The sequence below is a fragment of the Amycolatopsis sp. CA-128772 genome (assembly GCF_002904295.1).
Classification (GTDB): domain Bacteria; phylum Actinomycetota; class Actinomycetes; order Mycobacteriales; family Pseudonocardiaceae; genus Amycolatopsis.
Genome location: NZ_PPHG01000085.1, coordinates 1 through 24560 on the forward strand (window position 1 = coordinate 1; position 24560 = coordinate 24560).

Annotated in this window: 22 protein-coding genes and 1 pseudogene; 8 read left to right on the plus strand and 15 right to left on the minus strand. The window is 71.4% G+C overall.

The window, feature by feature from the left end:
- Window positions 1–547, minus strand: a pseudogene (locus C2L59_RS36435) (hypothetical protein); the annotation flags it as partial.
- A 107-nt stretch (window positions 548–654) separates the two neighbouring features.
- Here C2L59_RS36435 and C2L59_RS36440 point away from each other — a divergent pair.
- The 5 genes from C2L59_RS36440 to C2L59_RS36460 all read left to right on the plus strand — a co-directional run bounded on the left by C2L59_RS36440 (window position 655) and on the right by C2L59_RS36460 (window position 4904).
- Window positions 655–1743: an LLM class flavin-dependent oxidoreductase gene (locus C2L59_RS36440; RefSeq protein ID WP_103354091.1), complete on the plus strand. Its 1089-nt coding sequence runs from the start codon at window positions 655–657 to the stop codon at window positions 1741–1743.
- On the plus strand, window positions 1740–2324 hold the full coding sequence (locus C2L59_RS36445; RefSeq protein WP_103354092.1) for an FMN reductase: 585 nt from the start codon (window positions 1740–1742) through the stop codon (window positions 2322–2324). The genes C2L59_RS36440 and C2L59_RS36445 overlap by 4 nt, the downstream gene beginning before the upstream one ends.
- A gap of 117 nt (window positions 2325–2441) precedes the next feature.
- On the plus strand, window positions 2442–3866 hold the full coding sequence (locus C2L59_RS36450; protein ID WP_233223867.1) for a serine hydrolase: 1425 nt from the start codon (window positions 2442–2444) through the stop codon (window positions 3864–3866).
- Entirely contained in the window at window positions 3833–4261 is a 429-nt protein-coding gene (locus tag C2L59_RS36455) for a PGPGW domain-containing protein (protein ID WP_103354094.1), read from the plus strand. Before C2L59_RS36450 ends, C2L59_RS36455 begins: the two co-directional genes overlap by 34 nt.
- Window positions 4262–4271: 10 nt before the next feature.
- Entirely contained in the window at window positions 4272–4904 is a 633-nt protein-coding gene (locus C2L59_RS36460; protein ID WP_103354095.1) for a TetR family transcriptional regulator, read from the plus strand.
- Here C2L59_RS36460 and C2L59_RS36465 read toward each other — a convergent pair.
- The 7 genes from C2L59_RS36465 to C2L59_RS36495 all read right to left on the minus strand — a co-directional run bounded on the left by C2L59_RS36465 (window position 4864) and on the right by C2L59_RS36495 (window position 14945).
- On the minus strand, window positions 4864–5286 hold the full coding sequence (locus C2L59_RS36465) for a carboxymuconolactone decarboxylase family protein (RefSeq protein WP_103354096.1): 423 nt from the start codon (window positions 5284–5286) through the stop codon (window positions 4864–4866). The genes C2L59_RS36460 and C2L59_RS36465 overlap by 41 nt on opposite strands.
- A gap of 117 nt (window positions 5287–5403) precedes the next feature.
- Entirely contained in the window at window positions 5404–7773 is a 2370-nt protein-coding gene (locus C2L59_RS36470; protein WP_103354097.1) for a hypothetical protein, read from the minus strand.
- Between the two features lie 92 nt (window positions 7774–7865).
- Window positions 7866–10358 (minus strand): LamG-like jellyroll fold domain-containing protein, encoded by a 2493-nt coding sequence (locus C2L59_RS36475; protein WP_103354098.1) that lies wholly within the window; start codon window positions 10356–10358, stop codon window positions 7866–7868.
- A 28-nt stretch (window positions 10359–10386) separates the two neighbouring features.
- The gene (locus C2L59_RS36480; protein ID WP_103354099.1) at window positions 10387–11361 is read right to left on the minus strand and encodes an ABC transporter permease; all 975 of its coding nucleotides are present in this window, start codon (window positions 11359–11361) and stop codon (window positions 10387–10389) included.
- Window positions 11358–12320 (minus strand): ABC transporter permease, encoded by a 963-nt coding sequence (locus tag C2L59_RS36485; protein WP_103354100.1) that lies wholly within the window; start codon window positions 12318–12320, stop codon window positions 11358–11360. Before C2L59_RS36485 ends, C2L59_RS36480 begins: the two co-directional genes overlap by 4 nt.
- The gene (locus C2L59_RS36490) at window positions 12313–13869 is read right to left on the minus strand and encodes a sugar ABC transporter ATP-binding protein (protein ID WP_103354101.1); all 1557 of its coding nucleotides are present in this window, start codon (window positions 13867–13869) and stop codon (window positions 12313–12315) included. The genes C2L59_RS36485 and C2L59_RS36490 overlap by 8 nt, the downstream gene beginning before the upstream one ends.
- Entirely contained in the window at window positions 13869–14945 is a 1077-nt protein-coding gene (locus tag C2L59_RS36495; RefSeq protein WP_103354102.1) for an ABC transporter substrate-binding protein, read from the minus strand. Before C2L59_RS36495 ends, C2L59_RS36490 begins: the two co-directional genes overlap by 1 nt.
- Window positions 14946–15098: 153 nt before the next feature.
- Here C2L59_RS36495 and C2L59_RS36500 point away from each other — a divergent pair, with 153 nt between their 5' ends.
- The gene (locus C2L59_RS36500; RefSeq protein WP_103354103.1) at window positions 15099–16103 is read left to right on the plus strand and encodes a LacI family DNA-binding transcriptional regulator; all 1005 of its coding nucleotides are present in this window, start codon (window positions 15099–15101) and stop codon (window positions 16101–16103) included.
- 59 nt (window positions 16104–16162) lie between these two features.
- Here the strand turns inward: C2L59_RS36500 and C2L59_RS36505 are convergent, their stop codons facing one another.
- The 3 genes from C2L59_RS36505 to C2L59_RS36515 all read right to left on the minus strand — a co-directional run bounded on the left by C2L59_RS36505 (window position 16163) and on the right by C2L59_RS36515 (window position 18535).
- Window positions 16163–17317: an AAA family ATPase gene (locus tag C2L59_RS36505; RefSeq protein ID WP_103354104.1), complete on the minus strand. Its 1155-nt coding sequence runs from the start codon at window positions 17315–17317 to the stop codon at window positions 16163–16165.
- Between the two features lie 56 nt (window positions 17318–17373).
- A complete protein-coding gene (locus C2L59_RS36510) occupies window positions 17374–17928 on the minus strand; it encodes a snapalysin family zinc-dependent metalloprotease (RefSeq protein WP_103354105.1) in 555 nt (184 codons plus the stop codon).
- 115 nt (window positions 17929–18043) lie between these two features.
- On the minus strand, window positions 18044–18535 hold the full coding sequence (locus tag C2L59_RS36515; RefSeq protein WP_103354106.1) for a helix-turn-helix domain-containing protein: 492 nt from the start codon (window positions 18533–18535) through the stop codon (window positions 18044–18046).
- A gap of 100 nt (window positions 18536–18635) precedes the next feature.
- Between C2L59_RS36515 and C2L59_RS36520 the strand changes: the two genes are divergently transcribed.
- Together C2L59_RS36520 and C2L59_RS36525 are read left to right on the plus strand one after the other, a co-directional pair.
- Entirely contained in the window at window positions 18636–19400 is a 765-nt protein-coding gene (locus tag C2L59_RS36520) for an SDR family oxidoreductase (protein WP_103354107.1), read from the plus strand.
- 82 nt (window positions 19401–19482) lie between these two features.
- A complete protein-coding gene (locus tag C2L59_RS36525; protein ID WP_199199436.1) occupies window positions 19483–20085 on the plus strand; it encodes a TetR/AcrR family transcriptional regulator in 603 nt (200 codons plus the stop codon).
- Here the strand turns inward: C2L59_RS36525 and C2L59_RS36530 are convergent.
- Genes C2L59_RS36530 through C2L59_RS36545 form a run of 4 tightly spaced genes read right to left on the minus strand, consistent with a single transcriptional unit; the run spans window position 20078 to window position 24557 of the window.
- Window positions 20078–20563, minus strand: coding sequence for a GNAT family N-acetyltransferase (locus C2L59_RS36530; RefSeq protein WP_103354108.1), 486 nt, complete (start codon window positions 20561–20563; stop codon window positions 20078–20080). The genes C2L59_RS36525 and C2L59_RS36530 overlap by 8 nt on opposite strands.
- A 51-nt stretch (window positions 20564–20614) precedes the next feature.
- On the minus strand, window positions 20615–21487 hold the full coding sequence (locus C2L59_RS36535) for a phosphotransferase family protein (protein WP_103354109.1): 873 nt from the start codon (window positions 21485–21487) through the stop codon (window positions 20615–20617).
- A complete protein-coding gene (locus C2L59_RS36540; RefSeq protein WP_103354110.1) occupies window positions 21472–22287 on the minus strand; it encodes a siderophore-interacting protein in 816 nt (271 codons plus the stop codon). The genes C2L59_RS36535 and C2L59_RS36540 overlap by 16 nt, the downstream gene beginning before the upstream one ends.
- Window positions 22284–24557 carry an excinuclease ABC subunit UvrA gene (locus C2L59_RS36545; RefSeq protein ID WP_103354111.1) on the minus strand — a complete coding sequence of 758 codons (2274 nt, stop codon included), beginning with the start codon at window positions 24555–24557 and terminating at the stop codon, window positions 22284–22286. The genes C2L59_RS36540 and C2L59_RS36545 overlap by 4 nt, the downstream gene beginning before the upstream one ends.
- Window positions 24558–24560: the final 3 nt, after the last annotated feature.

The following is a 24560-nucleotide window of genomic DNA, read 5'->3' on the forward strand; positions in this document are numbered from 1 at the left end:
ACCGGGCGGGCGCCGGCGCGCGGGCCGTGACCGGCTTGCCGGCGCCGTACTGCTCCAGCAGCGGCTCCAGGTCGCCGGCGGTCAGCGACGGGCCCGCGAGGTCGCACCACTCGAGCCAGGCCTCCTGGGCCTCCTCGACGGTGTGCCGCTCGTGGGACACCGTGACCGCCTCGAACAGCTGCCGGGGGCCCGCCGCGGTGACGTCGGCCGAGCCGACCACCACGAACGACGGGTCGTCCTCGGCGATCACCAGCTTCGCGTTCAGGCCGCGCAGCGAGTGCACGATGACGCCCGCCTTCACCCAGTGCAGCAGGGCGTGCGGGCTCGTCGCCCCGGACAGCACCGTGTCCAGGCTCGCGTCCGTGATCAGGGTGTCGCCGGGTTCCAGTGGCAGCAGCGCGGCCGCGCCGGGACCGACGTGGCCGAAGGCGGCCACCAGGTTCCGGCGCGGGGCGAGCAGTGGGGTGATCGAGGCCCAGATGTCGCGGCCCGAGAGGAGTCGTACCGAACGTTCTGCCAGACCCAGCCGAGCGAGCTCCGCGTCCATGCCCCTGACCTTACTGGGTGCCCTCCGAGGCCGTGACGGCCGGAATATCTCTTGCTTGGAAGTAGTTGAACGCGCATGTAAGATGGGGCTCGCGAAGGGAGCAGGTCATGCAGTTCGGAATCTTCACGGTGGGCGACGTCACGACCGATCCCACGAACGGAACCACGCCGACGGAACACGAGCGGATCAAGGCGATGGTCCGCATCGCGCTCAAGGCCGAAGAGGTCGGTCTCGACGTCTTCGCGACCGGCGAGCACCACAACCCGCCGTTCGTCCCGTCGTCGCCCACGACGATGCTGGGCCACATCGCGGCGCAGACGTCCAAGATCGTCCTGTCCACGTCGACGACGCTGATCACCACGAACGACCCGGTGAAGATCGCCGAGGACTTCGCGATGCTGCAGCACCTCGCCGACGGCCGCGTCGACCTGATGATGGGCCGCGGCAACACCGGCCCGGTCTACCCGTGGTTCGGCCAGGACATCCGCCAGGGCATCCCCCTGGCCATCGAGAACTACGCGCTGCTGCGCAAGCTGTGGCGTGAGGACGTCGTCGACTGGGAAGGCAAGTTCCGCACCCCGCTGCAGGGCTTCACGTCGACCCCGCGGCCCCTGGACGGCGTCCCGCCGTTCGTCTGGCACGGTTCGATCCGCAGCCCGGAGATCGCCGAGCAGGCCGCTTACTACGGCGACGGCTTCTTCGCCAACCACATCTTCTGGCCGAAGGAGCACTTCCAGCAGCTGATCGCCTTCTACCGCCAGCGGTTCGAGCACTACGGCCACGGCTCCGCCGACCAGGCGATCGTCGGCCTCGGCGGGCAGGCGTTCATCCGGCCGAAGTCGCAGGACGCGTGGAACGAGTTCCGGCCGTACTTCGACAACGCGCCGGTGTACGGGCACGGCCCGTCACTGGAGGAGTTCACCGACCAGACGCCGCTGACCGTCGGCAGCCCGCAGGAGGTCATCGACAAGACGCTGACCTTCCGCGAGCACTTCGGCGACTACCAGCGCCAGCTGTTCCTGATGGACCACGCCGGCCTGCCGCTGAAGACGGTGCTGGAGCAGCTCGACCTCCTCGGTGAGCACGTGATCCCGGTGCTGCGCAAGGAACTCGACGCGCTGCGCCCGGCCCACGTGCCGGACGCGCCGACCCACGAGTCCCTGCAGGCCGCGGCGCTGGTCGGGAGCGAGGCATGAAGCTCGCGGTGGTGACGGCGGGTCTGTCGGTGCCTTCCTCGACCCGCCTGCTGGCCGACCGCCTGGCCGCGGCGACCGTCGCCGCGGCCGGGTCCCCGGCCGAGGTGTCCGTGGTGGAGCTGCGGGACATCGCCCTGGACATCACGAAGAACCTGCTGACCGGGTTTCCGGGCCCGCAGCTGCGGTCGGCCATCGAGACGGTGACCGGCGCGGACGCCCTGATCGCCGTGACGCCGGTGTTCACCGCCGGCTACAGCGGGCTGTTCAAGTCGTTCTTCGACGTGCTCGACACGGATTCCCTGGTGGGCAAGCCGGTCCTGCTCGCGGCCACGGGTGGCACGGAACGGCATTCGCTGGTGCTCGACTACCAGCTGCGGCCGTTGTTCGGCTACCTGAAGGCGGATCCGGTCGCGACGGGCGTGTACGCGGCTTCGTCGGACTGGGGCAGTGGCGAGGCTTCCGGGGCGTTGCAGCGGCGGATCGAGAAGGCCGGCGCGGAACTGGCCTCGCTGGCGGCGGGCCGGCCCGCCGCGCCCGAGGGGCCGGCGTTCGTGCCGATGGACCAGCTGCTGGCGCGGTGACCGGCGGTCGGCGGTGGCGGACGCGGTTCGGTACCGGGAACAGGTGCCGAAAGCAGGGGGTGGTGCCCGCCCTCCGGCAGCAGTCACCGGGGGTGGCCGCCGCCTACCTTCACCGCCATGACCAGGCTTCTTCTCGTGCTCGCGGCTCTCCTGCTGGCCACCGCGACCCCGGCGCGGGCGGCTTCACGGGACATCGACGGTTACGTCCGTGCCCACCTCGACCACACCGGCCTGCCCGGCGCCGCCGTCGCGATCACCCACAATGGCGACGTCGTCCGTGCCGCCGGGTACGGCCACGACGCCGCCGGGGCGCCGATCACCGCGTCGACCCGGCTGCCGATTGCGTCGCTGAGCAAGTCCATGACCGCCTTCGCCGTGCTGCAGCTGGCCGAGGCCGGGCGGGTCGGGCTCGACGAGCCGGTGACGCGGTACCTGCCCGGCTTCCGGCTCGCCGATCCCCGCGGCGCGAAGATCACCGTGCGGATGCTGCTGGACCAGACGTCCGGGATGGCCGACTCCGCGTTCCCCGACCTGAAGCGGCCGCAGCCGCACACGCTCGCCGAGGCCGTCACCCGGCTGCGGGACGCGGACCTCGCCGACGAGCCGGGTACCGCGTTCCACTACCACAACCCGAACTACGAGGTGGCCGCCCGGCTCGTCGAGGTCGTGGCCGCGCAGCCGTTCGCGGACTACCTGGCCGGGCACGTCTTCCGGCCGCTCGGCATGACCGGCAGTACCTCCGTGGACACCCCGCCGGCCGGGACCGAGGGGTACGTCCGCGCCTTCGGGATCGAGGCCGGCGTGTCCGAACCGGACTGGTTCACCGGCGGCAGCCACGGCGTGCTGAGCACCGCGGAGGACCTGGCGAAGTGGCTGGTGGCGCAGCGGGACGGCGGCGGGGCGGTCACACCGGTGAGCGCCGCGCTGGCGCACACGCCCGCGCCCGGCCGCGACTACGCGCTGGGCTGGCGGTCCCGGGACGGGCGCGTCTCCCACACCGGCGAGTGGTTCTCGCACACCGCGGCGCAGGTGCTGCTGCCCGGCGGGTACGGCGTCGCCGTGGTCGCGAACATCGGGATGGCGCCGGACAACGAGGCGGAGCTGCTGGCCCAGGGCCTCGCGAGCCTCCTCGATGGCGGCACGCCGGAGCCCGCGTTGCCCGCCGGGGTGATCGCCGACCGGGTGCTCGGCGCGCTGGCTCTGGTCGCCGCCGGCCTGGCGATCCTCGGGGTCCGGCGGGCCCGGCGGAAGCCGCGGTGGTGGCGGATCGCGCCGCCGCTGCTGCCGCTCGTCCCGCTGGTGTTCCTGCCGCAGCTGCTCGGGTGGGTATTCGCCGGGCGGCGGGGTACCTACGCCCAGGTGCTGTACGTCTGGCCGGGACTCGTGCTCGCGCTCGGCGTGGTCGCGCTGGCGGGCCTGACCGTGGCCGCGGCCAGAGCGCGGGCGCTCGTGAGTGGCACGCGAGGCCGCGACCGGGAAGAATCGGACGAAACGAGGGGAGACCCCCAGTGGGCATCGGCAAACAGGCGAAGCGGATCCTGATCACGGTGGCGGGAGCCGTCCTGCTGCTGGTCGGGGTGCTGCTGCTCGTGCTGCCCGGCCCCGGGCTGCTGCTGGTGCTCGCCGGGCTGCTGGTGCTGGCCTCGGAGTTCCCGGCGCTCGAGCGGTACGTCGACCCGGTGCGCGACCGCGCGATGAAGGCGGCCGAGGACAGCGTGTCGTCGCCGCTGCGGATCGCCGGCTCGGTGCTGGCCGGGCTGGCGCTGCTGGCGGCCGGGATCGTCTGGGGCACGGTGAAGTCGCTGCCGTTCAGCGGCTGGAGCACCGGGTCGAGCCTGATCCTGTCGTCGGTCATCCTGTTCGCGCTGCTGGGCTGGAGCTACCGCCGGGTCTCCTCGCGCCGCGAGACCGGGACGAAGGCCTCGACCGACCGGTAGCCTCGGCGCCATGAGCGCCGGATTCCAGCGCGCCCGCCGCCCCGAGCAGATCGAGGCGCGCCGGACGGCGATCCTCGCGGCCGCGCGCGAGCTGCTCGCGCAGCGGCCGGTCGCCGAGATCAGCCTGCGGGAGCTCAGCTGCCGGGTCGGGCTGGCGAAGTCCAATGTGCTCCGCTACTTCGACAGCCGCGAGGCGGTCTTCCTCGAGGTGCTCGACGGCCTGTGGACGGCGTGGCTCGACGAACTGGAGCAGGCGCTCGGGCCGGCCCCACCCGGGCCGGACGGCGTCGCCGGCACGATCGCGTCGACGCTCGCCGGGCGGCGGGTGCTGTGCGAGCTGATCAGCGTGACGGCACCGGTGCTGGAACGCAACATCCCGGCGGACCTCGCCCGCGGCTTCCGGCGCCGGGCGGCGGCGAACACCGAGCGGCTCGGCGAACTGGTCCGAGCCCGGGTGCCGGAGCTGCCGCCCCCGGCGGCGCGGCACTTCGCGCGGGACGTCCTCGTGCTGGTGGCGGGGTCGTGGCCCGCCGCCAACCCGGCCCCGGCCGTCGCGGCGCTGGGCGAGCCGCCGGCGTTCGCGGCGGGGCTGGCGGAGAGCCTCACGAACCTGCTGGCGGGGCTGCTGGCGCGGCAGGGATGATCGGAAGCAGCCCGCGTTCGGCGAACACCTTCTTGGCCGCGAAGGTCGCGTTGAGCGCCTTCGGGAATCCACAGTAGACAGCCGAGTGCAGCAGGGCCTCGACGATCTCCGCCGGCGTCAAGCCGACGTTGAGCGACGCGTTGACGTGCACCGCCAGCTGCGGCTCGCAGCCGCCGAGGGCGGTCAGCATGCCGAGCGTGACGAGCTGGCGGTCCCGCGGCGGCAGGCCGGGCCGGGCGTAGATCTCGCCGAACCCCCACGACACGACCGCCTCGGCCAGGGCGGGGGAGACGTCGGCGAGGTTGTCGAGCACGCGCTGCCCGCTCTCGCCGTCGATCGCGGTCAAGGTCTTCAGTCCGAGTTCGAAGCGCTCGTCGGTCATTTCGGGTTCCTTTCCCCAGTGCGTTCCGGCCGGAACCGACGCTAGGGGCTGGAGCGCGCTCCAGGTCAAAGGTGACGGCCACCACGGCGGGTTGCCGCGGTGGCCGTCACGAGAACCTCAGACCGCCGTCGCCGTGCCGCGGGCGGACGCACCCGTGTTCACGTAGACGTAGAAGCTGGTGCCCGTCTCGTCCGACTTGGTGCCGGCCGTGTTCGTGCTCCACGCCCGCAGCTGGACGTACGAGCCGCTGCGCCGGTCCGCGGGCACGTCGATGCCGAACGTCGCCGTGCCGTCCGGGCCCGGGGCCAGCGTCGTCTCCGGGCCGGAGTCCACCTGGTAGCCGTAGGCCGCCAGGTTCGCCTGGACCGGCGTCAGGGTGCACTGGATGTGCTGCCCCGGCGCCACCGACCAGCCGGTCGCGTCACACGTCAGGTGCGGCGAGGAGTAGGCCACGTAGAAGGTGTAGCCGCCCTGCTCGGAAACCGTGCCGTCGGCGAACTTCGTCGTCACCGAGACGCTGTTGACGTAACTCCGGGCCGGGGTGAAGACCACGCTCGCCGTGCCGTCCGGGCCCGCCGGCACGGTGCCGTTCACGCCGCCGAAGTCGTAGGTGTAGCTGACCGCACCGGGCACCGGCGAGGAGAACACGAACGTGCCCGGCACGCCCACCGCGCCGCTCGTCTGGCCCTCGGGGTACTCCGCGCTGGTCACCTTCGGTTTGTTCGACGCCACCGGGACGTTGAGACCGCCCCAGCCGGACTGCACGCCCGACGCGGTGGTCGTGTAGCCGTACAGCGAACCGTACGACGACGTCGCAGGCGTGACCGTGACGATCGCCGTGCCGTCCGCGTCGAGCGGCACCGTGATCAGGTCCTCCTGGTTCCAGTGGTAGGTGAACGAGACCGAGCCGGGCAGCACGGCGTGCACCCGGAACTGCACCGGCAGGCTCTGCGTCGGGTTCGCGGTGAGCTGCTCGACCTCGGGCTCGCCGGGCTCGCTGAACAGCCCGGTCGAGTGCTCCGCGGTCAGGTACCCCGTCGCGAGCCGGGACCGCACGGCCACCTGGACGTAGTTGAGCTGCGGGTCGGACGGCGTGACCGTCACCGTCGCCGTCCCGTCCGGGCCGGCCGGCACGGTCTCGTCCGGCTGGTTGGTCAGGTGGTAGACGTAGCCGGTGACCGGGGTGGTGCCGTACGGCGTGAAGGTGCACGTCCGGGTCACGCCGACGTAGTCGTCGAACGGCGTGCAGGTCACCCCGGGCTGGTTGTCCGCGACCCAGAACCGGTAGGAGCCGGTCGGCCCCTGGTTGCCCGCCGCGTCGACGGGCGTCGCGCTGATGCTCACCGGACCGTTCCACGTCGGTGCGTACCGCACGGTCGCCTTGCCGCCGCGGCGGTCGGCGGCCGCGAAGCCGCCGTCCCAGTTGAAGCCGACGACGTCGGTGTCGCCCTTGGCGTCGAAGACGAACGTTCCCGGCACGCCGGTGCCGCCGGACCCGGGCGGCGCTTCGGCGGTGTAGTCGGGGGAGGTGATCACCGGCGCCGCCTTGGGCGGGGTGAAGTCGGTGGTGAACTTGCAGGTCGCGCTCCACGGCCCGAAGAGGCCGCTGTCGTCCTTGCCCCGCGCCTGCCACGCGTAGGTGACGCCTTCGCTGACCAGCGACGTGATCTCGACCCACGTCCGGCCGGAGCCGCCCAGGGTGGTGCGCTGGTCCGGGTGGTCGGCGGGCCAGAACGCGAACTCCGTGCCGGGGTAGTCGTCGTCGGGGTCCGTGGCGTCGACACCCAGCACGACCTGCCGGGAGACCACGAGCGGCTTCGTCGTGCACGCCCGGTACGTGACCTGCAGCCCGGTCGGCTTGGCCGGCGGCCGGTCGTAGTTCAGGAAGAGCTTCGCCTCCGGGTCGTATTCGCGGCCGAACGCCGGGTCGGTCAGCTGGTTGTCCGGCAGCCGCAGGACGAACGTCGCCGTCGTCCGCCCGGCGTCGAGCGCGTTCTGGATCGCCGCGGTGGCCGTCCAGGTCAGCCGGTCCGACGGGCACGACGAGTCGAGGTACGGGCCGTTGACCTTGAGCAGCTCGGCGGGCTGGCTGTTCCACGTCGGCTTCTTCGCCGGGGCGGTCAGCCAGAGCTCCGTCGAGCGCGCGTTGGCGCAGTCGGTGACGGCGGTTTCGCCGGTGCTCACGTACGCCGACTGCAGGCGGTTCCCGCGCAGCGCCGAGAGGTCGAAGGTGACGTAGGACTTGGACACGTGGTTCGTGCCGCCGGCGTAGGTGTGCGCGCCGACGGGCGCGTCGCCGGACTGGTCGACGAAGCTCGCCTTCGGTGCGGCCGAGTCGACGTAGGCCCACGAAGAGGCCGCGATCTCGGTGCTCGATTCGGCCGCCGCCGGCGTCGCGGTGAGCACCGCCGTGCCGGCCGCGGTCAGCGCCGTGACGAGTGTGAGGACGCCCGCTCTCGCGGGCAGCTTGGATCTTCCGGAGCCCAAAACGGCTCACCCCCTGTGCGTGTGCACCCAGTGGCCGTGGAGTACGGCCATACTGCTATCGCACACGCACAGGGGGCGTTACCGGTTGCTCGCTACTTTCCGCTGGCGAACAGGGCAGTCACGTCCGAATCGGACAGCGCCCGGTCGTAGACGTGCACCTGGTCGACCGCCCCGTTGAGGTAGTCGACCGGGCCGCCGCCGTACTTGCCGCGGCCGATCACCGTGTGCCCGGTCGACGCTTCACCGAGGCAGACGCTCTTCGTGGCGGCCAGCTGACCGTCCACGTAGAGCTTGAGCGTGCCCGCGGCGGCGTCGCGGACGCCGGCCACGTGGTACCAGCGGTTCGCTTCCGGTGCCGTGGGCGCCAGGGCCCGCGTGCCCACGAAGCTCATCGCGAGCCGGTGGTCCGCGCCGGAGTACTGCAGGAAGAACGCGCTGTGGTCGTCGCCGTCCTGGCTCACCACCGTCTGGAAGCCGTCGCCGACGGCGTTGAACTTCACCCACGCCGCCGCGCTGTAGCTGCCTTCGGTGTTCACCAGGGCGGCACCGGTGTCGGCGAACTGCCCGGAACCGTTGGTGGCCAACGCCGAACCGCTCTTGCCCGCGGTCCAGGACGCGCCGCCGACGAGCGTGGCGTCGTGGCTGCCGGCGACGTCCTTCGCCACCGTGCCCGCGTTTTCGTCGAACGGGTACGCGGCGATGCCGTCGATCCCGGGCGTTCCGGCGGGAACGGACGGACCGGACACCGGGGCGCCGGTGGCCCCCTTGATGACCGCGAGGTTGGCCGCGCGGACCGCCGCGAAGTCCATCTTCTTCACCTGCCGGTCGTAGGTGAAGAAGCCGTTGACCTCCTTCTCGACGTCGGTGGTTTGCGTGTAGACGCCCGCGGACACCCCGCACCGCTGGGCGACCAGCAGCAGGCGCTGCTGGAGTTCGCCGTAGCGCCGGGTCAGCGTCGCGCTGTCGGGCTCCATTTCGTAGGCGAAGCTGCCCGCCGCGTCGAACTCGTGGCCGGCGACCTTCAGGCCGAGGCCGCCGTACTCGCCGTCGACCGCCGCGCGCGTGCCGGACTGCGCCGGGGTGCCCGGGCCGGTGTAGCTGTGGTCGTCGTAGATGTCACCGCGGCCACTGTCCGGTTCGGACCGGCAGCAGTTGACGCCGGATTCGGCGTTCACCAGCCGGGAGGGATCCCACGACTTGACCTCGTCGGCGATGCGGCCGACTTCGTAGTCACCCCAGCCCTCGTTGAACGGCACCCACGTGACGATCGAGGGGAAGCTGCGGTGCTGGTCGATCATCCGCTTCATCTCGGACTCGTAGTTGACGCGCGCGGCCGCGGACGGCTCGACGTCGTCCTTCATCGCCGGCATGTCCTGCCAGACCATGAGCCCGAGCTTGTCGGCGTAGTAGTACCAGCGGTCCGGCTCGACCTTGATGTGCTTGCGCACCATGTTGAAGCCGAGCGCCTTCTCCTGCTCCAGGTCGAACTTCAGCGCGGTGTCGGTCGGCGCGGTGTAGATGCCGTCCGGCCAGAACCCCTGGTCGAGCGGACCGACCTGCATGACGAACTTGCCGTTGAGCAACATCCGCTGCTTACCGTCGGCGGTCTTGCCGAGGCCGATCGTGCGCAGCCCGAAGTACGAGCCGGCCTCGTCGCCGCCGGAGAGCTTCACGCGCAGGTCGTAGAGGAACGGGTCGTCCGGCGACCACAGGTGCGGCCGGTCCACCTTGAGCTTCAGCGGCTGGTTCGCGTCACCGGACACGCGCCCGACCGGGCGGCCGTGGTCGTAGGCGACGGCTTCGACGCGCTGCCGCACCGGGCCGCCGACGACCGCCTTCACCGTCACCGAACCGAGGTCCGGCGTGAGGTCGAGGCGGTCGATGCGCGCGGACGCCACCGGCTCCAGCCAGACGGTCTGCCAGATGCCCGAAGACGGCGTGTAGAAGATGCCGTCACCGGGGGAGCGCTGCTTGCCGATCGGCTGCCCGCCCTGGTCGTTCGGGTCGGCGACGCCGACGACGACCTCCTGGGTCCGGCCCGTGGTCAGCGCGTCGGTGACGTCCACGGACCAGGCGTCGTAGCCGCCGGTGTGGCGGCCGACGGTCTTGCCGTTGACGAGCACCGTCGCGTCGTAGTCGACGGCCTGGAAGTGCAGCAGCAGCCGCTGGCCGCCCTTGCCGACCTGCCAGGTCTTGGGGACCTCGAAGGTGCGGCGGTACCACATGTTCGTCTCGTGGCGCATGATCCCGGACAGCGCGGATTCCACCGGGTAGGGCACGAGAATGCGCTCTCCCAGTGTCTTGCCGACCGGCGCGGCCTCACCCGGGGTCGCCTTGGCGAACTCCCAGACGCCGTTGAGGTTCTGCCACCGGTCGCGGGTCAGCTGCGGCCGGGGGTAGTCGGGGAGGGCGTTGGTGGGGGAGACGTCCTTGGTCCACGGCGTCGACAGCGGCGGGGTGAGCCGCTGCCACTGCGGGGTGTCGGCGGCACTCGCGGCCGGTGCGGTGCCGAGTCCGGCCACCGCGACCGCGAACGCGGCGGCCGCGGTGAGCCATCTCCGGGCTTTTCGGGCAGGGTGAAGCATCGTTGAACCTCCTGGTAGGGGACAGGGTTCAGCGGGTCCGGGAGCGCGCGAGCAGGCGCTGGATCACCACGACGACGAGCAGGAAGGCCCCGCTCACCACCGTCTGGTAGTTGGCGTCGAGGGTGCCGATCTGGTTGATGACGTTCTGGATCAGCGTGCGCAGCAGCACGCCGACGAGGGTGCCGATGATGGTGCCGGCGCCGCCGGTGAGCAGCGTGCCGCCGATGACGACGACCGAGATCGCGTCGAGTTCGGTGCCGACGCCGATCACCGTGACGCCGGACTGCAGGTACGCGGCGGTGAGGATGCCGGCGACCCCGGCGAGCGCGCCGCTGAGCGTGTAGAGGCTGATCTTGGTGCGGGCGACCGGGAGCCCCATCAGCAGCGCCGACTGCTCGGCGCCGCCGATGGCGAACACCGACTGCCCGAACCGCGTGCGGCGCAACAGCAGCCCGCCGAGCGCGAAGAGCACGAGCGTGAGGTACACCGGGACGCCGATGCCGAAGATCGTGCCCTGGCCGAGCCAGAGGAACGCCGAGCCCGGGTCCACTTTGTACGTCGTCGCGCCTTCGGACGTCAGGGCCAGCAGGAGTCCCCTGGCGAACAGCAGGGACGCCAGCGTGACGATGAAGGGCGCCATCCCGGTGCGGGCGATGAGCAGGCCGTTGACCAGCCCGATCAGCGAACACACCGCCAGGGGCAACAGGATCGCGACGACCAGGCCGTACTGGGCGCCGTACGCGGCGAGCACGCCGCCGAGCGCGTAGTTGGAGCCGACCGACAGGTCGATGCCGCCGGAGATGATCACGAACGTCATGCCGAGCGCGATCACCGCGAGGAACGACCCCTGCAGCGCGAGGCTGCGCAGGTTGTCGGCGGTGCCGAAGTGCGGGAAGGCGAACCACGAAGCGAAGATGCCGAGTACGAGCACGACGGCCGCGCCCTGGCGCTGCAGCACGCCGGCGAACGCGGCGTTCCGAGCGCTGGTCTGGGTGGTGGTCATCGGCTGCTCCGCTCGCGCGCGACGTAGACCGCGACGACGATGATGGCCGCCTGGACCATCTGCGCGGTGGAGTCCGGCAGGTTGTGCTTGATCAGGGTCGCCTGGACGAGCTGCATCAGCAGGGCGCCGAACACGGTGCCGAGCACGCGGACCCGGCCGCCGGTCAGCGGCGTGCCGCCGACGACGACCGCGGTGATCGCCGACAGCTCCATGAGCAGGCCGACGTCGCTCGGGTCGCTGGCGGCCAGCCGCGAAGTCGCCAGCACGCCGGCGATCGCGGCCAGTGCCCCGGAGATGACGTAGACGCTGATGAGCACGCGCTTCACCGGCAGGCCGGCCAGGGTGCTCGCGGCGCGGTTGCCGCCGACCGCGACCAGGTGCCGCCCGAACGTCGTGCGCTGGACGACCAGCCCGGTCAGCACCGCCAGCACGCCGGCGACGATCACCATGATCGGGACGCCGAGCAGGTCCCCGGTGCCCAGCGCCAGGAAGTCCTGGTTGCGCAGCTGGACGAGCTGCCCGTGGGCGATGACCAGCGCGAGCCCGCGGCCGCCGACCAGCAACGCGAGCGTCGCGATGATCGGCTGGATGCCCAGGTACGCCACCAGGTAGCCGCTGAACAGGCCGGAGAGCACCCCCGCGATGACCGCGACGATGATCGCCGTCAGCGGGCCGGCGCCGAGGTAGAGCGGGATGAGCGCGGCGGCGATCGACATCACCGAGCCGACCGAGAGGTCGATGCCCTCGGTGCCGATCACCAGCGCCATGCCGAGCGCGACGATGCAGACCGGCGCCGCCTGCACCAGCTGGGTGCGGAAGTTGGCCGCGGACAGGAAGTTCTCGGTGAACACGACGTTGAAGAGCAACAGCACCACGACGGCCAGGTAGACGCCGTAGTTCTGCAGCCACGCCGTGACTTTCGCGCGGTCGGGGGTTTTCGTCAGGGTGGCGCTAGACATCGTTGTCACCCTCGGCTGCGATCGCGGTCAGGACGTTCTCCTCGGTGATGCGGTCGCCGGTCAGCTCGCCGACGACCGAGCCGTCACGCAGCACGACCACGCGGTCGGACCCGTCGATCAGTTCCTCCAGTTCGGACGAGATGAGCAGCACGCCGAGCCCTTCCTGCGCGAGTTCGTCGATCAGCGCCTGAACTTCGGCCTTCGCGCCGACGTCGATGCCGCGGGTGGGCTCGTCGAGCAGCAGGATCTTCGGGCCGGTCGCCAGCCAGCGGGCGAGCAGCACCTTCTGCTGGTTGCCGCCGGACAGCTCCGACACCTTCTGCTCCGGGCTCGCGGCCTTGATCCGCAGGCGTTCCATGAAGAGCTTGACGATTTTGTCCTGTTTGGACTTGCTGACCAGGCCGAAGGGGGAGAGCGTCGGCAGCGCGGCCAGCACGATGTTCTCGCGCACGGACAGGTTCGGGATGATCCCGTCGGTCTTGCGGTCCTCGGCCAGCAGCGCGATCCCGGCCCGCATGGCCGCCTTGATCCGGCCCTTTCGCAACGGCTTCCCGGCCAGCAGCACGGATCCGCCGTCGAGGGGGAACGCCCCGACGATGGCCCGCGCGGTCTCGCTGCGGCCCGAGCCGAGCAGCCCGGCCAGGCCGACGACCTCGCCGGGCCGGATGCTCACCGAGACGTCGTGCAGCTTCCGCATGCCGCTGAGGTGTTCCGCCTTGAGCAGCGGCTCGCGCTCGACGTCGTGTTCCTCGCCGAACGCCGTGACACCCTCCTCGCGGATCTGCTTGATCTCCCGGCCGAGCATCTTGGACACGAGCTCGATGCGGGGGAGCGCCTTCAGCGGTCCACTGTGGACGACCCGGCCGTCGCGCAGCACGGTGACGCTTTCGCAGACCCGGTACAGCTCGTCCATCCGGTGGCTGACGTAGACGATCGCGATGCCGTCGGCGTGCAACCGGTTCAGCACCTCGAACAGCGTCTCGACCTCGCGCGGCTCGAGCGACGACGTCGGTTCGTCCATGATGACGACCTTCGCGTCGGTCGAGACCGCGCGGGCCAGCGCGACCATCTGCTGCGCGCCGACACCGAGGGTGTGCAGCGGGCGCTTGACGTCGTCGGTGATGCCGTAGCCCTTGAGCAGCTGGCGGGCGTCGGCGTACATCTTCGACCAGTCGACGAGGCCGGCCTTGGTGCGCGGTTCGCGGCCGAGGAAGACGTTGCCGGCGATGCTCATCAGCGGGACGAGGTTGACCTCCTGGTAGATCGTGGAGATCCCGGCGCGCTGGGCGTCGATCGGCCGCTTGAACGTCACCGGCTCGCCGAGGTGGCGCACCTCGCCCTCGTCGGGCTGGTAGACGCCGGTGAGCACCTTGATCAGCGTGGACTTGCCGGCGCCGTTCTCGCCGACCAGGGCGTGCACCTCGCCGGGCGCCAGCGCGAAGCTGACGTCGTCGAGCGCGAGGGTGCCGGGGAACCGCTTGGTCACCCCGGTCACCTCGAGCACCGGTGCGGTCGTCATGGCGACGTCCTCTTCGGTCGCTGCGGTCATCAGTACGCGTTCCCGACCTTCTGCGCCGCGTTCGTCTCGTCGTACTGGTCGTCGCTGATCACGATGCTCGCCGGGATGGCTTCACCGCTCTCGAACTTCTGCAGCGTCTGGAAGGCCAGCGGGCCGAAGCGCGGGTTGGACTCGATGACGGCGTTGTAACTGCCGTCGGCGATGAGCTGCACGGCGTTGCGAGTGCCGTCGATGGAGACGACCTTGACGTCCTTGCCCGGCGTCTTGCCGGCCGTCTTCAGCGCGTTGACCGCGCCGACGCCCATCTCGTCGTTCTCGGCGTAGACCGCGGTGACGTCGGGGTGGCTCTGGATGAGCTGCTCCATCACGGACTGGCCCTTGGAGCGGTCGAACTCGCCGGTCTGCTCGGCGACCACGGTCAGGCCGGGCGTCTTCGCGAGCTCGTCCTTGAAGCCCTGGGTGCGGTCGGTGGTCACGTTGTTGCCGGACGAGCCGAGCAGGATGACCACCTTGCCGGTGCCGCCGGTCGCCTTCGCCATCGCCTGGGCGGCGCGCTTGCCCTGCTCGACGAAGTTGGAGCCGATGAAGGTCAGGTAGTCGGTGCACGGCTGGGACGTCACCTTGCGGTCGATGGTGACGACCGGGACCTTCTTGGCCTTCGCCGCGTCGAGCGCGGGCTGGAGGCCGTCGGAGTTCAGCGGCGCGACGACCAGCAGCTGGGCACCGCGGTCGAGCATCGACTTGATGTCGCTGATCTGCCGGTTCAGGTCGCTTTGGGCGTTGGTGACGAGCAGCTTGTCGTTCGCGATGCCGAGCTTGGCGGCTTCGTCGCGAATGGACTGCGTCTCGGCGATCCGGAAGGGGTTGGCCTCCTTTTCGGACTGGGAGAAACCCACCACCGCCGTCTTGAGGTCGACCTTGGGGTAACCGGTCTTCTCGAGCGTGCAGCCGTCGGCGGACGGCGCGGCCGACTGGGCGCTGGCGGCCGGCCCGCCGCCGCTGGCGGGCGCCGCCGGGGTTTCTTCCCTGCTCGTGCAGGAGGTGAGGGTCAGCGCGGCGGCGGCCGCGGTGACCAGGACCAGTCGGGGACGGGAGGACAACAGCACGGTGACTCCTCGGGCAGCGTCGTTGGTGGCCCGCTCGCCGGGGTGATCGGGGTCACCGCGGGAGCCTTGAGGTACTTTTTACATCGTTGGAACAACGTTGTAAACCGGCAGCGGCTCGCTACACTTCGTGCTCACTCTCTGAAGGGACCGCCCGTGACCGTGACGCTCAAGGACGTCGCCACGCTCGCCGGAGTGTCGGTGAAGACGGTGTCGAACGTCGTGAACGGCTACGCCTTCGTCAAGCCGGAGAACCGCCGGCGCGTCGAGGAGGCCCTGGCGGCGACCGGCTACCGGCCGAACGTCGGGGCCCGCAACCTCCGCCGCGGCCGCACCGGCTTCCTGGCGCTGATGGTGCCGGAGCTGTCCATCCCGTACTTCGGCGAGCTGGCCGGCCTGGTCATCACGGCGGCCCAGAAGCGCGGCTGGAGCGTCCTGATCGAACAGACGCAGGGGACGCGGCCGCGCGAGCGCGAGACGCTGTCGTCGCTGGGCCCGCACCTGGTCGACGGCGCCCTGGTGCACCCGGAAGCCCTGGAGGCGGCGGACTTCCCGGCGGATCCGGGCGGGATCCCCCTGGTCATGCTGGGCGAGCACGCGGTGGACGTCCCGATCGACCACGTGGCCATCGACAACGTCCTGGCCGCGCGCACGGCGGTGTCTCACCTGGCCTCGCTCGGCCGCACGCGCATTGCGGCAATCGGGCGGAATCCGGCACGCGGGACGTCGTCGCAGCGGCTCGCCGGGTACCGGTCGGGGCTTTCCGAGGCGGGTTTGTCCTATTCGGACGCTTTGGTGGCCCCGGCGGACAAGTGGCACCGCTCGGTCGGCGCGGCGGCGATGAAGTCGTTGCTGCAGCTGCCATCGCCGCCGGACGCGGTGTTCTGCTTCAACGACCTCCTGGCCATCGGCGCGTTGCGCGCGGTGGCCGAGCTGGGCCGTCGGGTGCCGGAGGACGTGGCGATCGTCGGTTTCGACAACAACGAAGAGAGCGCATTCTCCCTGCCGTCCCTGACGACGATCGCCCCGGACAAAACGGCACTGGCGGAGGCCGCGGTGGACCTCGTGCACCGCCGGATCACGGGGGACACGACGTCCCCGCCCCAGGACATCCAGACCCCGTTCGCTCTGGAGATCCGCGAAAGCACCCGCGGTCGCTAGCGCCCCAATGTGGCGTTCGGTGCGTTGAGCGCAACCAACGCCACATTGGGGCGCTTTGGTCAGCGGGACGGCCAGTGCCAGGACGGGCGGTCCAGGAGGCCCTGGCCGGACACTTTCGTTTCGCCGTACTCCTTCTCCAGCTCGACCGTGCCCACGTCCGTCACCGCGGCGAGGGCGCGGATCAGGGGCTGGGCGTGGGATACCACCACCAGCTGTGTCTCCTTCGCCGCCGTCGCGATCAAGGTCGCCAGGGCCGGGAGGAGGTCCGGGTGGAGGCTCGTCTCCGGCTCGTTCAGCACCAGCAGCTCCGGCGGGCGCGGGGTGAGCAGGGCCGCCACCCACAGCAGGAAGCGCAGCGTTCCGTCCGACAGCTCCGCCGCCGACAACGGGCGCAGCAGGCCGTGCTGGTGGAACGAAACCGACAGCACGCCGTCCTGGGTCTGCACCTCCAGGCGTGACCCCGGGAACGCCGCGTCGACCACTTCCGCGAGCTCCGAAGCCCGGCCCACCTCGATGATCGTCTCCAGGGCCGCCGCCAGGTCGGCGCCGTCGTGGGACAGCACCGGCGTGCGGGTGCCGATGCGGGACTGGCGGGCCGGGGCGTCCGCGTCCGTGCGGAAGTGGTCGTAGAAGCGCCACGACCGGATGCGTTCGCGCAGCACCAGCAGCTCCGGGCAGGCCCGTGGATCCGCGAACTCGCTCAGCATGCTGTCCGTCAGCCGGATCTCGAACCGCTCGTCACCCCAGGCCCCGGACGCCACGCGCGTGCGCACCGACGGGCCGGCCCGGTCCGCGAGCAACGCCGCCGGCCGCAGGACCGGCCCCGACCACACCGCTTCGCGCTTGAACTCCGGGTCGAGGTTGAACAGCGTCGCGCCCGGCACCGGCAGCCCCAGGTCGAGCGCGTAGCCGAACTCGTCGCCGGCGAAGCCGAGCCGCAGCCCGACGGCCTTCGTGTGCACCTTGCCCTGGACCCGGGTGGTACCCCGCCGCACGCCGTTCTCCGGGCCGGCCCACAGCGTCGACGGCAGGCCGCCCTCCCGCGCGAGCGCCGCCACGGCACCGTTGCGGGACGCGTCCGCCAGCAGCCGCAACGCCCGGTACAGGCTCGACTTGCCGCTGCCGTTCGGTCCGGTGACGACCGTCAGGCCGGTCAGGGGAAGCACCAGATCGCGCAGCGACCGGTAGTTCGCGACGGCCAGCGTGGTGAGCATCCCCCGAACTTAACCACGGCCGGGGCACCACCCGTGTCCGGGAGGGCTTCACCCGGTTACTTCACCGGCATCGTGACCTCGTAGACCCGGGTGGCGGCCTTGCGGGCGCCGGTGAAGCCGTTGGCCCACAGGGATTCCACCTGCGCGGCTTCCTGGGCGTCCGGGTTGGCGTTGGTGCAGGACGGGCCGGGGCCGCCGCCGGACATCAGTTCCGCGCAGGGGCCTTCGTAGTGGTCCGGCAGGCCGAGCGCGTGGCCGGTTTCGTGGGCCGCGATGCGGATCTGGTCGTACTGCCCGGCCTGGGTGTAGTCGATGAAGATCGTGCCGCTGCCGTGGCCGTCGGTCTGGGCGTACGAACCGCGCGGGTCGTTGCCCTCCGTGTAGTGCAGGGACGCGCCCGAAGAGCTCTCCTGGAGCTTGACGTTCGACACCGCCGCGTTCCAGTTGGCCGCGCCCGCGTTGATCGCGTCGCGGAAGCTCGGCGCGTCCGAGGTGTCGTAGTAGACGACCGTGGCCGCTTCGGCGGCCGCGAAGGCCGGGCCGGCCGTCAGCAGGGTCGCGATCATCGCGAGGGCGACGGCGGCGGTGGGCAGCAGGTACTTCCTGGTCATCGGGACGACCCCTTGCCGTGGGGAATTTGCCAGGTCTGCGCGCGCTGGGTGTCGAACTTACGGAATCGCCCGGCTCTTGTGACCCGACTTTCGTACCGGCTTGGGGCCGTTCGGCTCAGCCGATCGGTTCGGCGAGCGGGATTTCGCCCTCGTCCAGCCACGATCCGCGCCACGCCAGATCGCCCCTGGCCAGGGGTTTTCCGCAGCTGTCGCACTTCGCGCCCGGCCGGGTGACCTGCCCGCAGCGGGTGTGGACCAGCGTCGTCGGGCCGGGGGCGGCGTCCGACGACGTGTGGGCGTGCCCCCACGTGCCGAGGGCGTGCAGCACCGGCAGTGCGTCCGAGCCGGCCTGGGTGAGCCGGTACTCGTGGCGGGTGCGGCCGCCGTCGCGGTAGGGGAGCTTCGTCAGCAGGCCGCGGTCGACCAGCTTGGCCAGCCGGGTCGTCAGCACGTTGTCGGCGATGCCGAGCTGGGTGCGGAAGTCCTCGAACCGGGTGGTGCCCGCGGTGGCGTTGCGCAGGATCAGCAACGTCCACGGCTCGCCGAGGACGTCGGCGGCACGGGCGATCGGGCAGGCGGCGTCCGCCCAGGTGATGCGACGGCTCATCTGTGATCCCTTCGAGCTGACTTGCTGGGAGCAAGTTTACGCCGTAGGGTCGATCGCAGCTGGCTTGCAACGAGCAAGTCAGATCCGAGAGGAGCTCGTCATGGACATCACGGGTGCGGTGGCGCTGGTCACCGGAGCCAACCGGGGCCTCGGCCGCCGGTTCGCCGCTGCGCTGCTCGAGCGCGGCGCGGCCAAGGTCTACGCGGCCGCGCGGAACCCGGACTCGATTCTTTCGGGGGTCCGGGTGGCGGAGCCCCCGGCCCGAGGCGCAGCCTCGGATGTCGCAGTCGACCTGCCGGGGGTGGTCCCGCTGCGCCTCGACGTGACCGATCCGGCGTCCATCCGGGACGCCGTGGCCGCCGCCGGCGACGTCACGCTGCTGGTGAACAACGCCGGTTCGTCCACCGGGGCGTCCCTGCTCGGCGGGTCCCTCGAGGACATCCGGCTGGAGATGGACACGCACTACTTCGGCACGCTGGCCGTCACGCGCGGATTCGCGCCGGTCCTGGAGCGCAACGGCGGCGGCGCGGTGCTCAACGTCCTGTCGGTGCTGTCCTGGTTCACCGCCCCGCGGGTCGCGGCCTACTCCGCGGCGAAGTCGGCGGCCTGGTCGCTGACCAACGCGCTGCGCCTGGAACTGGCGCCGCAGAAGACGCAGGTGACCGCGCTGCACGTCGGGTACATGGACACCGACATGGCCAAGGACGTCGACGGCCCGAAGGTCGACCCGGCGGTGGTGGCCGGGCTGGCGCTCGACGGCGTCGAGCAGGGCCGGTTCGAGGTGCTCGCCGACGACGTCAGCCGGAACGTGCGGGCCGGGCTCGCCGGTGATCTCTCCGGGCTGTACCCGGCGCTGGTTTCCTGAAGGCGTTTTCCGGACCCCGGAATAAGGGGCCGTCTGCCGTCAGCGTATGAATAGGCGGGTGGCGGAACGCGTCGAAGCGGGAATGGGCCGGACGAGAAACCGCTGGGGCGAAGGCGAACGGCTGCGCGGCGAGATCCTGGCCGCGGCCGGCCGCTTGCTCGCCGAGCTCGGCGGCGAGGACGGGCTGACGATCCGCGGCGTCGCCCGGGCCGTCGGCATCGCCCCGGCGAGCATCTACCAGCATTTCTCCGATCGTGCGGAATTGGTCCGCGGCCTGCTCGAGCACGAATACGCGCGGCTGGCCGAATCGATGCGCGCGGCGGAGGAGTCACTCGGCGAAACCGACGTCGTGGGCCGGATCCACGCCCAGATTCACGCTTACTGCGCCTTCGCGATGCAGAATCCGGGGCATTACCGCCTGATGCTTGCGAACGGCGCGTCCGCGCTGGAGCCGGGCACGCGCCCGAAAGGCCCGCTCCTGGACGTGATCGACCGCCTGACGGCGGGCTTCGAGCGCTGCGTCGAGGCGGGCCACCACCTGCGCGTGACACCGGGCCGCGCGGCGGCGGTGGTGTTCGTCGGCGCACACGGGCGGGTCGCGCTGTTCCACAGCGCGCTGAACCGGACCGGGGCCGAGCTGGTGGAGCCGTTCGTGGACGAGCTCGTGTCGCTGGTGTTCAAGTGACCGGCTTCCGCATGAGGACGCAGGTGGTTTCGTAGCGGCGGATCGAGCCGTCGGGAGCTTCTTCGTCCCAGCCGTCGGGCTCACTGCCGTAGGCGGTGTAGCCGAGCCGCTCGTACAACGCTCGCGCACGGGGGTTCCCGGCTTCGACGCCCAGCTCGGCGTGGGGCAGGCTCCGCGCCCGGATCCGCTCTTCGGCCGCACGCATCAGTTCGGTGCCGATTCCGCAGGACTGCAGGGCGGGGTGCACGGCGAGCTGCCCGTTGGTGCCGGCGCCGGGGGTCTTCCGGTAGTCGATCAGCCCTTTGCCGACCGGCAGGCCGGACCGCGCCGCGCACGCCACCAGGTACTCGGCGTCGTCCCGGCGCAGCTCCTGCGCCACGTGCTCCAGGTGCAGGCGGGAGCCCGACCAGCCGCACCCGGGCAGGTCGGCCTCGGTGCGGTCGCGGATGAGCAGGGGAACCACGATCTCGGTGCGCACGGCTGCACGGTACCGAGCTCTGCGCCCGGGCGGATCCGGATAAACCGTCGCTCAGAGCGCCCGTTGCGCCGCGTCCAGGTTTTCGGTCAGCCACGCCGAAACGAACCGTTCGCGGGCCGCGTCCGTGTCCTGCCGCGGCACCATCTCCACCAGCATGATCAAGCCCAGGTACACCCGGTACAACGTCAGCCGGCGCCGGGCCGGTGCGTCGAACGCCGCCGCGCCGTACCCCGCCAGCAGGGGCGCGTCCAGGTCGTGGAACAGCGTCAGGGAAACGAACTCCGCCACCGGGTCGCCCCAGAACGCGCGCTCGGCGTCGATGATGCCCGACACGCGGCCGTCCCGGACCAGGATGTTGCCCGGCCACAGGTCGAAGTGGACCAGGACCGGGGTGGTGACCGACGCCAGCAGCGGCTCGTGGCGGCGCACCAGGTGCGCGATTTCCGCCGCCGGGCGGGGCAGGCGCACGCGGTACCGGACGGCGTCCGCCAGGATTGCGTCCACCATCGCGGTGAACGCCGAAAACCACGTCGGGTGCAGGGGATCCTGGAGGTAGCCGAACCCGGGCCCGGTCGTCTCGTGCAGACGCGCCACGATCGCGCCCAGTTCGGCCCGCAGGTGCGGGCCGGCGCCGGGCGTCCGGTTCCACGGCTCGCCCGGCACCTCCGTCATCAGCAGGAACCCCGGCCCGGCGCCGACCACCGAGGGCAGCGGCCCGGACGCCAGACGGTAGTACTCCGCCTCGGTCGCGAGCAGGTCGTGTTCGTACGACAGGCCGGGTGCGGACGGCGCAATCTTGAGCACCAGCCGCCGTCCGTCCGCCAGCCGGATCCGGACCGCCCGGTTGTAGGTTCCGCCGCCGAGGTCCTCGGCCGCCACCACCGTCGCCGGGTCGATGCCCGCCGCCGTCAGTTCCCCGCGCACGCGGGCGAGTCTTCCAGCTTTTCCGCCGCGTCCGCCAGGTCCTCGGCGGTCGGGGCGTCGTCCTGGGTCAGCTTGCGCCGCCAGTAGCCGGTGAACTCGATGCCGCCCTTCGCCAAGCCCCGCTCGCCGACCAGGTGCCGGCGCAACGCGCGGACCGTCGACGCCTCCCCGGCCAGCCACGCCGCCGCTCCCGCCGGCAGCGCCGCCTCGCGGACCGCCGCCAGCAGGCGGCTGCCGTGCTCGGCGCCGTCCCGGTGCAGCCAGCGCACGTTCCCGGGCAGCGGCTGCTCCTCGGCCGCGTCCGGCACCTCCACGAACACCACCGCATTGTCCACTTCGGACAGCAGGGTGGCGATGGCGGGCAGCGCCGTCTCGTCCCCGGCGAGCAGCACGGTCTCCGCCGCCGGCAGCGGACGGCGGTAGGCCGCGTCCGGGCCGTACCGGCCGAGGACGTCACCCACCGCCGCCTGCGCGGCCCAGGCCGTGGCCGGGCCCGCCGGGCCGGCGTGCAGCACGAAGTCCACGTCGATCGTGTCCCGCGTCCGGGCGCGCACGGTGTAGCTGCGCATCACCGGGCGTTCCTCCGCCGGGATCGCCAGGTACGCCTGGTACCAGCGCAGCACGTCGTTGTCGGCGGCCGGCAGCCGCACCGGGCGGCCCGGCGGCGGGAACAGGAGCTTGAGCTGCTGGTCCGGCCACGGCTCCAGCTCGTCCAAACCGGGGCCGGTGAAGGTGATCCGCACGGTCCGCGGGGTCACCCGCCGCACCGCCGTCACTTCGAGCAGACTGGTCGCGTTCACGGCTTCCCCAGGTATTCGCGCAGGTGGCGGGCGGTGAGCGTGGTGCCGTCGGCCACCAGGGCCGCCGGTGTGCCGGTGAAGACCACCCGGCCGCCGTCGTGGCCGGCGCCGGGACCGAGGTCGATCAGCCAGTCGGCGTGGGCCATCACGGCCTGGTGGTGCTCGATCACGAGCACCGTGTTGCCCGCGTCGACGATCCGGTCGAGCAGGGCCAGCAGCTGGTCGACGTCGGCGAGGTGCAGCCCGGTCGTCGGCTCGTCGAGGATGTACGTCGAACCCTTCTCGGCCATCCGGATCGCCAGCTTGAGCCGCTGCCGCTCGCCGCCGGACAGCGTGGTCAGCGGCTGCCCGAGCGTCAGGTAGCCGAGGCCGACGTCGGCGAGGCGGTCGAGGACGGTCCGGGCGTTGCCGCCGGCGAAGAACTCCCGCGCCTCGGCGACGGACATCGCCAGGACCTCGCTGATGTTCTTGCCGCGCAGTTCGTAGGTCAGCACCTCGGGCGTGAACCGCCGGCCTTCGCACTCCTCGCAGACCGACGCGACCCCGGCCATCATCGCCAGGTCGGTGTAGATCACGCCGAGGCCCTTGCACTTCGGGCAGGCGCCTTCGGAGTTGGCGCTGAACAGGCTCGCCTTGACCCCGTTGGCCTTGGCGAAGGCCGCGCGGATCGGGTCGAGCAGGCCGGTGTAGGTCGCCGGGTTGGACCGCCGCGACCCGCGGATCGCCGACTGGTCGACCACGACGACGTCGTCGCGCCTGCCTAGGGAACCGTGGATCAGCGACGACTTCCCGGACCCGGCCACCCCGGTGACCACGGTCAGCACGCCGAGCGGGACGTCGACGCTGACGTCCCGCAGGTTGTGCAGCTTCGCGCCGGTGATGGAGACGTGCCCGGTGGGCTTGCGCACTTCCGGGCGCAGGGTGACCCGGTGGTCGAGGTGCCGCCCGGTGAGCGTGCCGGACGCGCGCAGGCCGTCGATGCTCCCGGTGTAGCAGAGCCGCCCGCCGTCGGCGCCCGCGCCGGGCCCGAGGTCGACGACGTGGTCGGCGATCCGGATCGTCTCCGGCTTGTGCTCGACGACCAGGATCGTGTTCCCCTTGTCCCGCAGGCACAGCAGGAGGTTGTTCATCCGCTCGATGTCGTGCGGGTGCAGCCCGACGGTCGGCTCGTCGAAGACGTAGGTGACGTCGGTGAGGCTGGAACCCAGGTGCCGCACCATCTTCACGCGCTGCGCCTCGCCGCCCGACAGCGTCGCCGATTCCCGGTCGAGCGAGAGGTAGCCGAGGCCGATCTCGACCAGCGAGTCCAGGGTGTCGCGCAGGTTGCCCAGCAGCGGGCGGATCGACGGCGCGTCGAGGTTCCGCACGAACTCGGCGAGGTCGCTGATCTGCAGGGCGGCGCAGTCGGCGATGTTCCGGCCGTCGATCTTCGCCCCCAGCGCGGCCTGGTTGAGCCGCGCGCCGCCGCATTCGCCGCAGGTGGCGAAGGTGGCGGCCTTCTCGATGAACGCGCGCAGCTTCGGCTGCAGCGATTCGACGTCCTTGTGCAGGTAGAGCCGCCGGACCTTCACCGCGAGACCCTCGTAGGTGACGTTGGTCTTGCCGACCTTCACCTTGCAGGAGTCCCGGTGCAGCAGGGCGTCGAGCTGCTCCGGCGTGAAGTCGCGGATCTTCGCGTCGGGGTCGTAGAAGCCGGAGGAGAGGTAGGTCTGCACGTACCAGGTGTCCGGCGTGAAGCCCGGCACCTGGATCGCGCCCTCGTGGAGGGAAAGGTCGAAGTCGAGCAGGGCGTTCACGTCCAGGTCGGACACCCGGCCGAGGCCCTCGCAGGCCGGGCACATGCCCTCGGGCAGGTTGAAGCTGAACGCGCCGGACGTGCCGACGTACGGCTCGCCGAGCCGCGAGAAGGCGATCCGCAGCATCGCGTAGGCGTCGGTCGCGGTCCCGACCGTGGACCGCGAGTTCGCCCCCATCCGCTCCTGGTCGACCACGATGGCGGCGCTCAGGTTCTCCAGCAGGTCGACGTCCGGGCGCGACAGGCTCGGCATGAACGACTGGAGGAAGGCGCTGTAGGTCTCGTTGATCATCCGCTGCGACTCGGCCGCGATGGTGCCGAACACCAGGGACGACTTGCCGGAGCCGGAGACGCCCGTGAACACCGTGAGCCGGCGCTTCGGGATGTCCAGGTCGATGCCGGTCAGGTTGTTCTCCCGGGCGCCCTGGACCTGGATCACGTCGTGGGTGTCGGCGGCCCGCCTGGGTGAGGTCATACC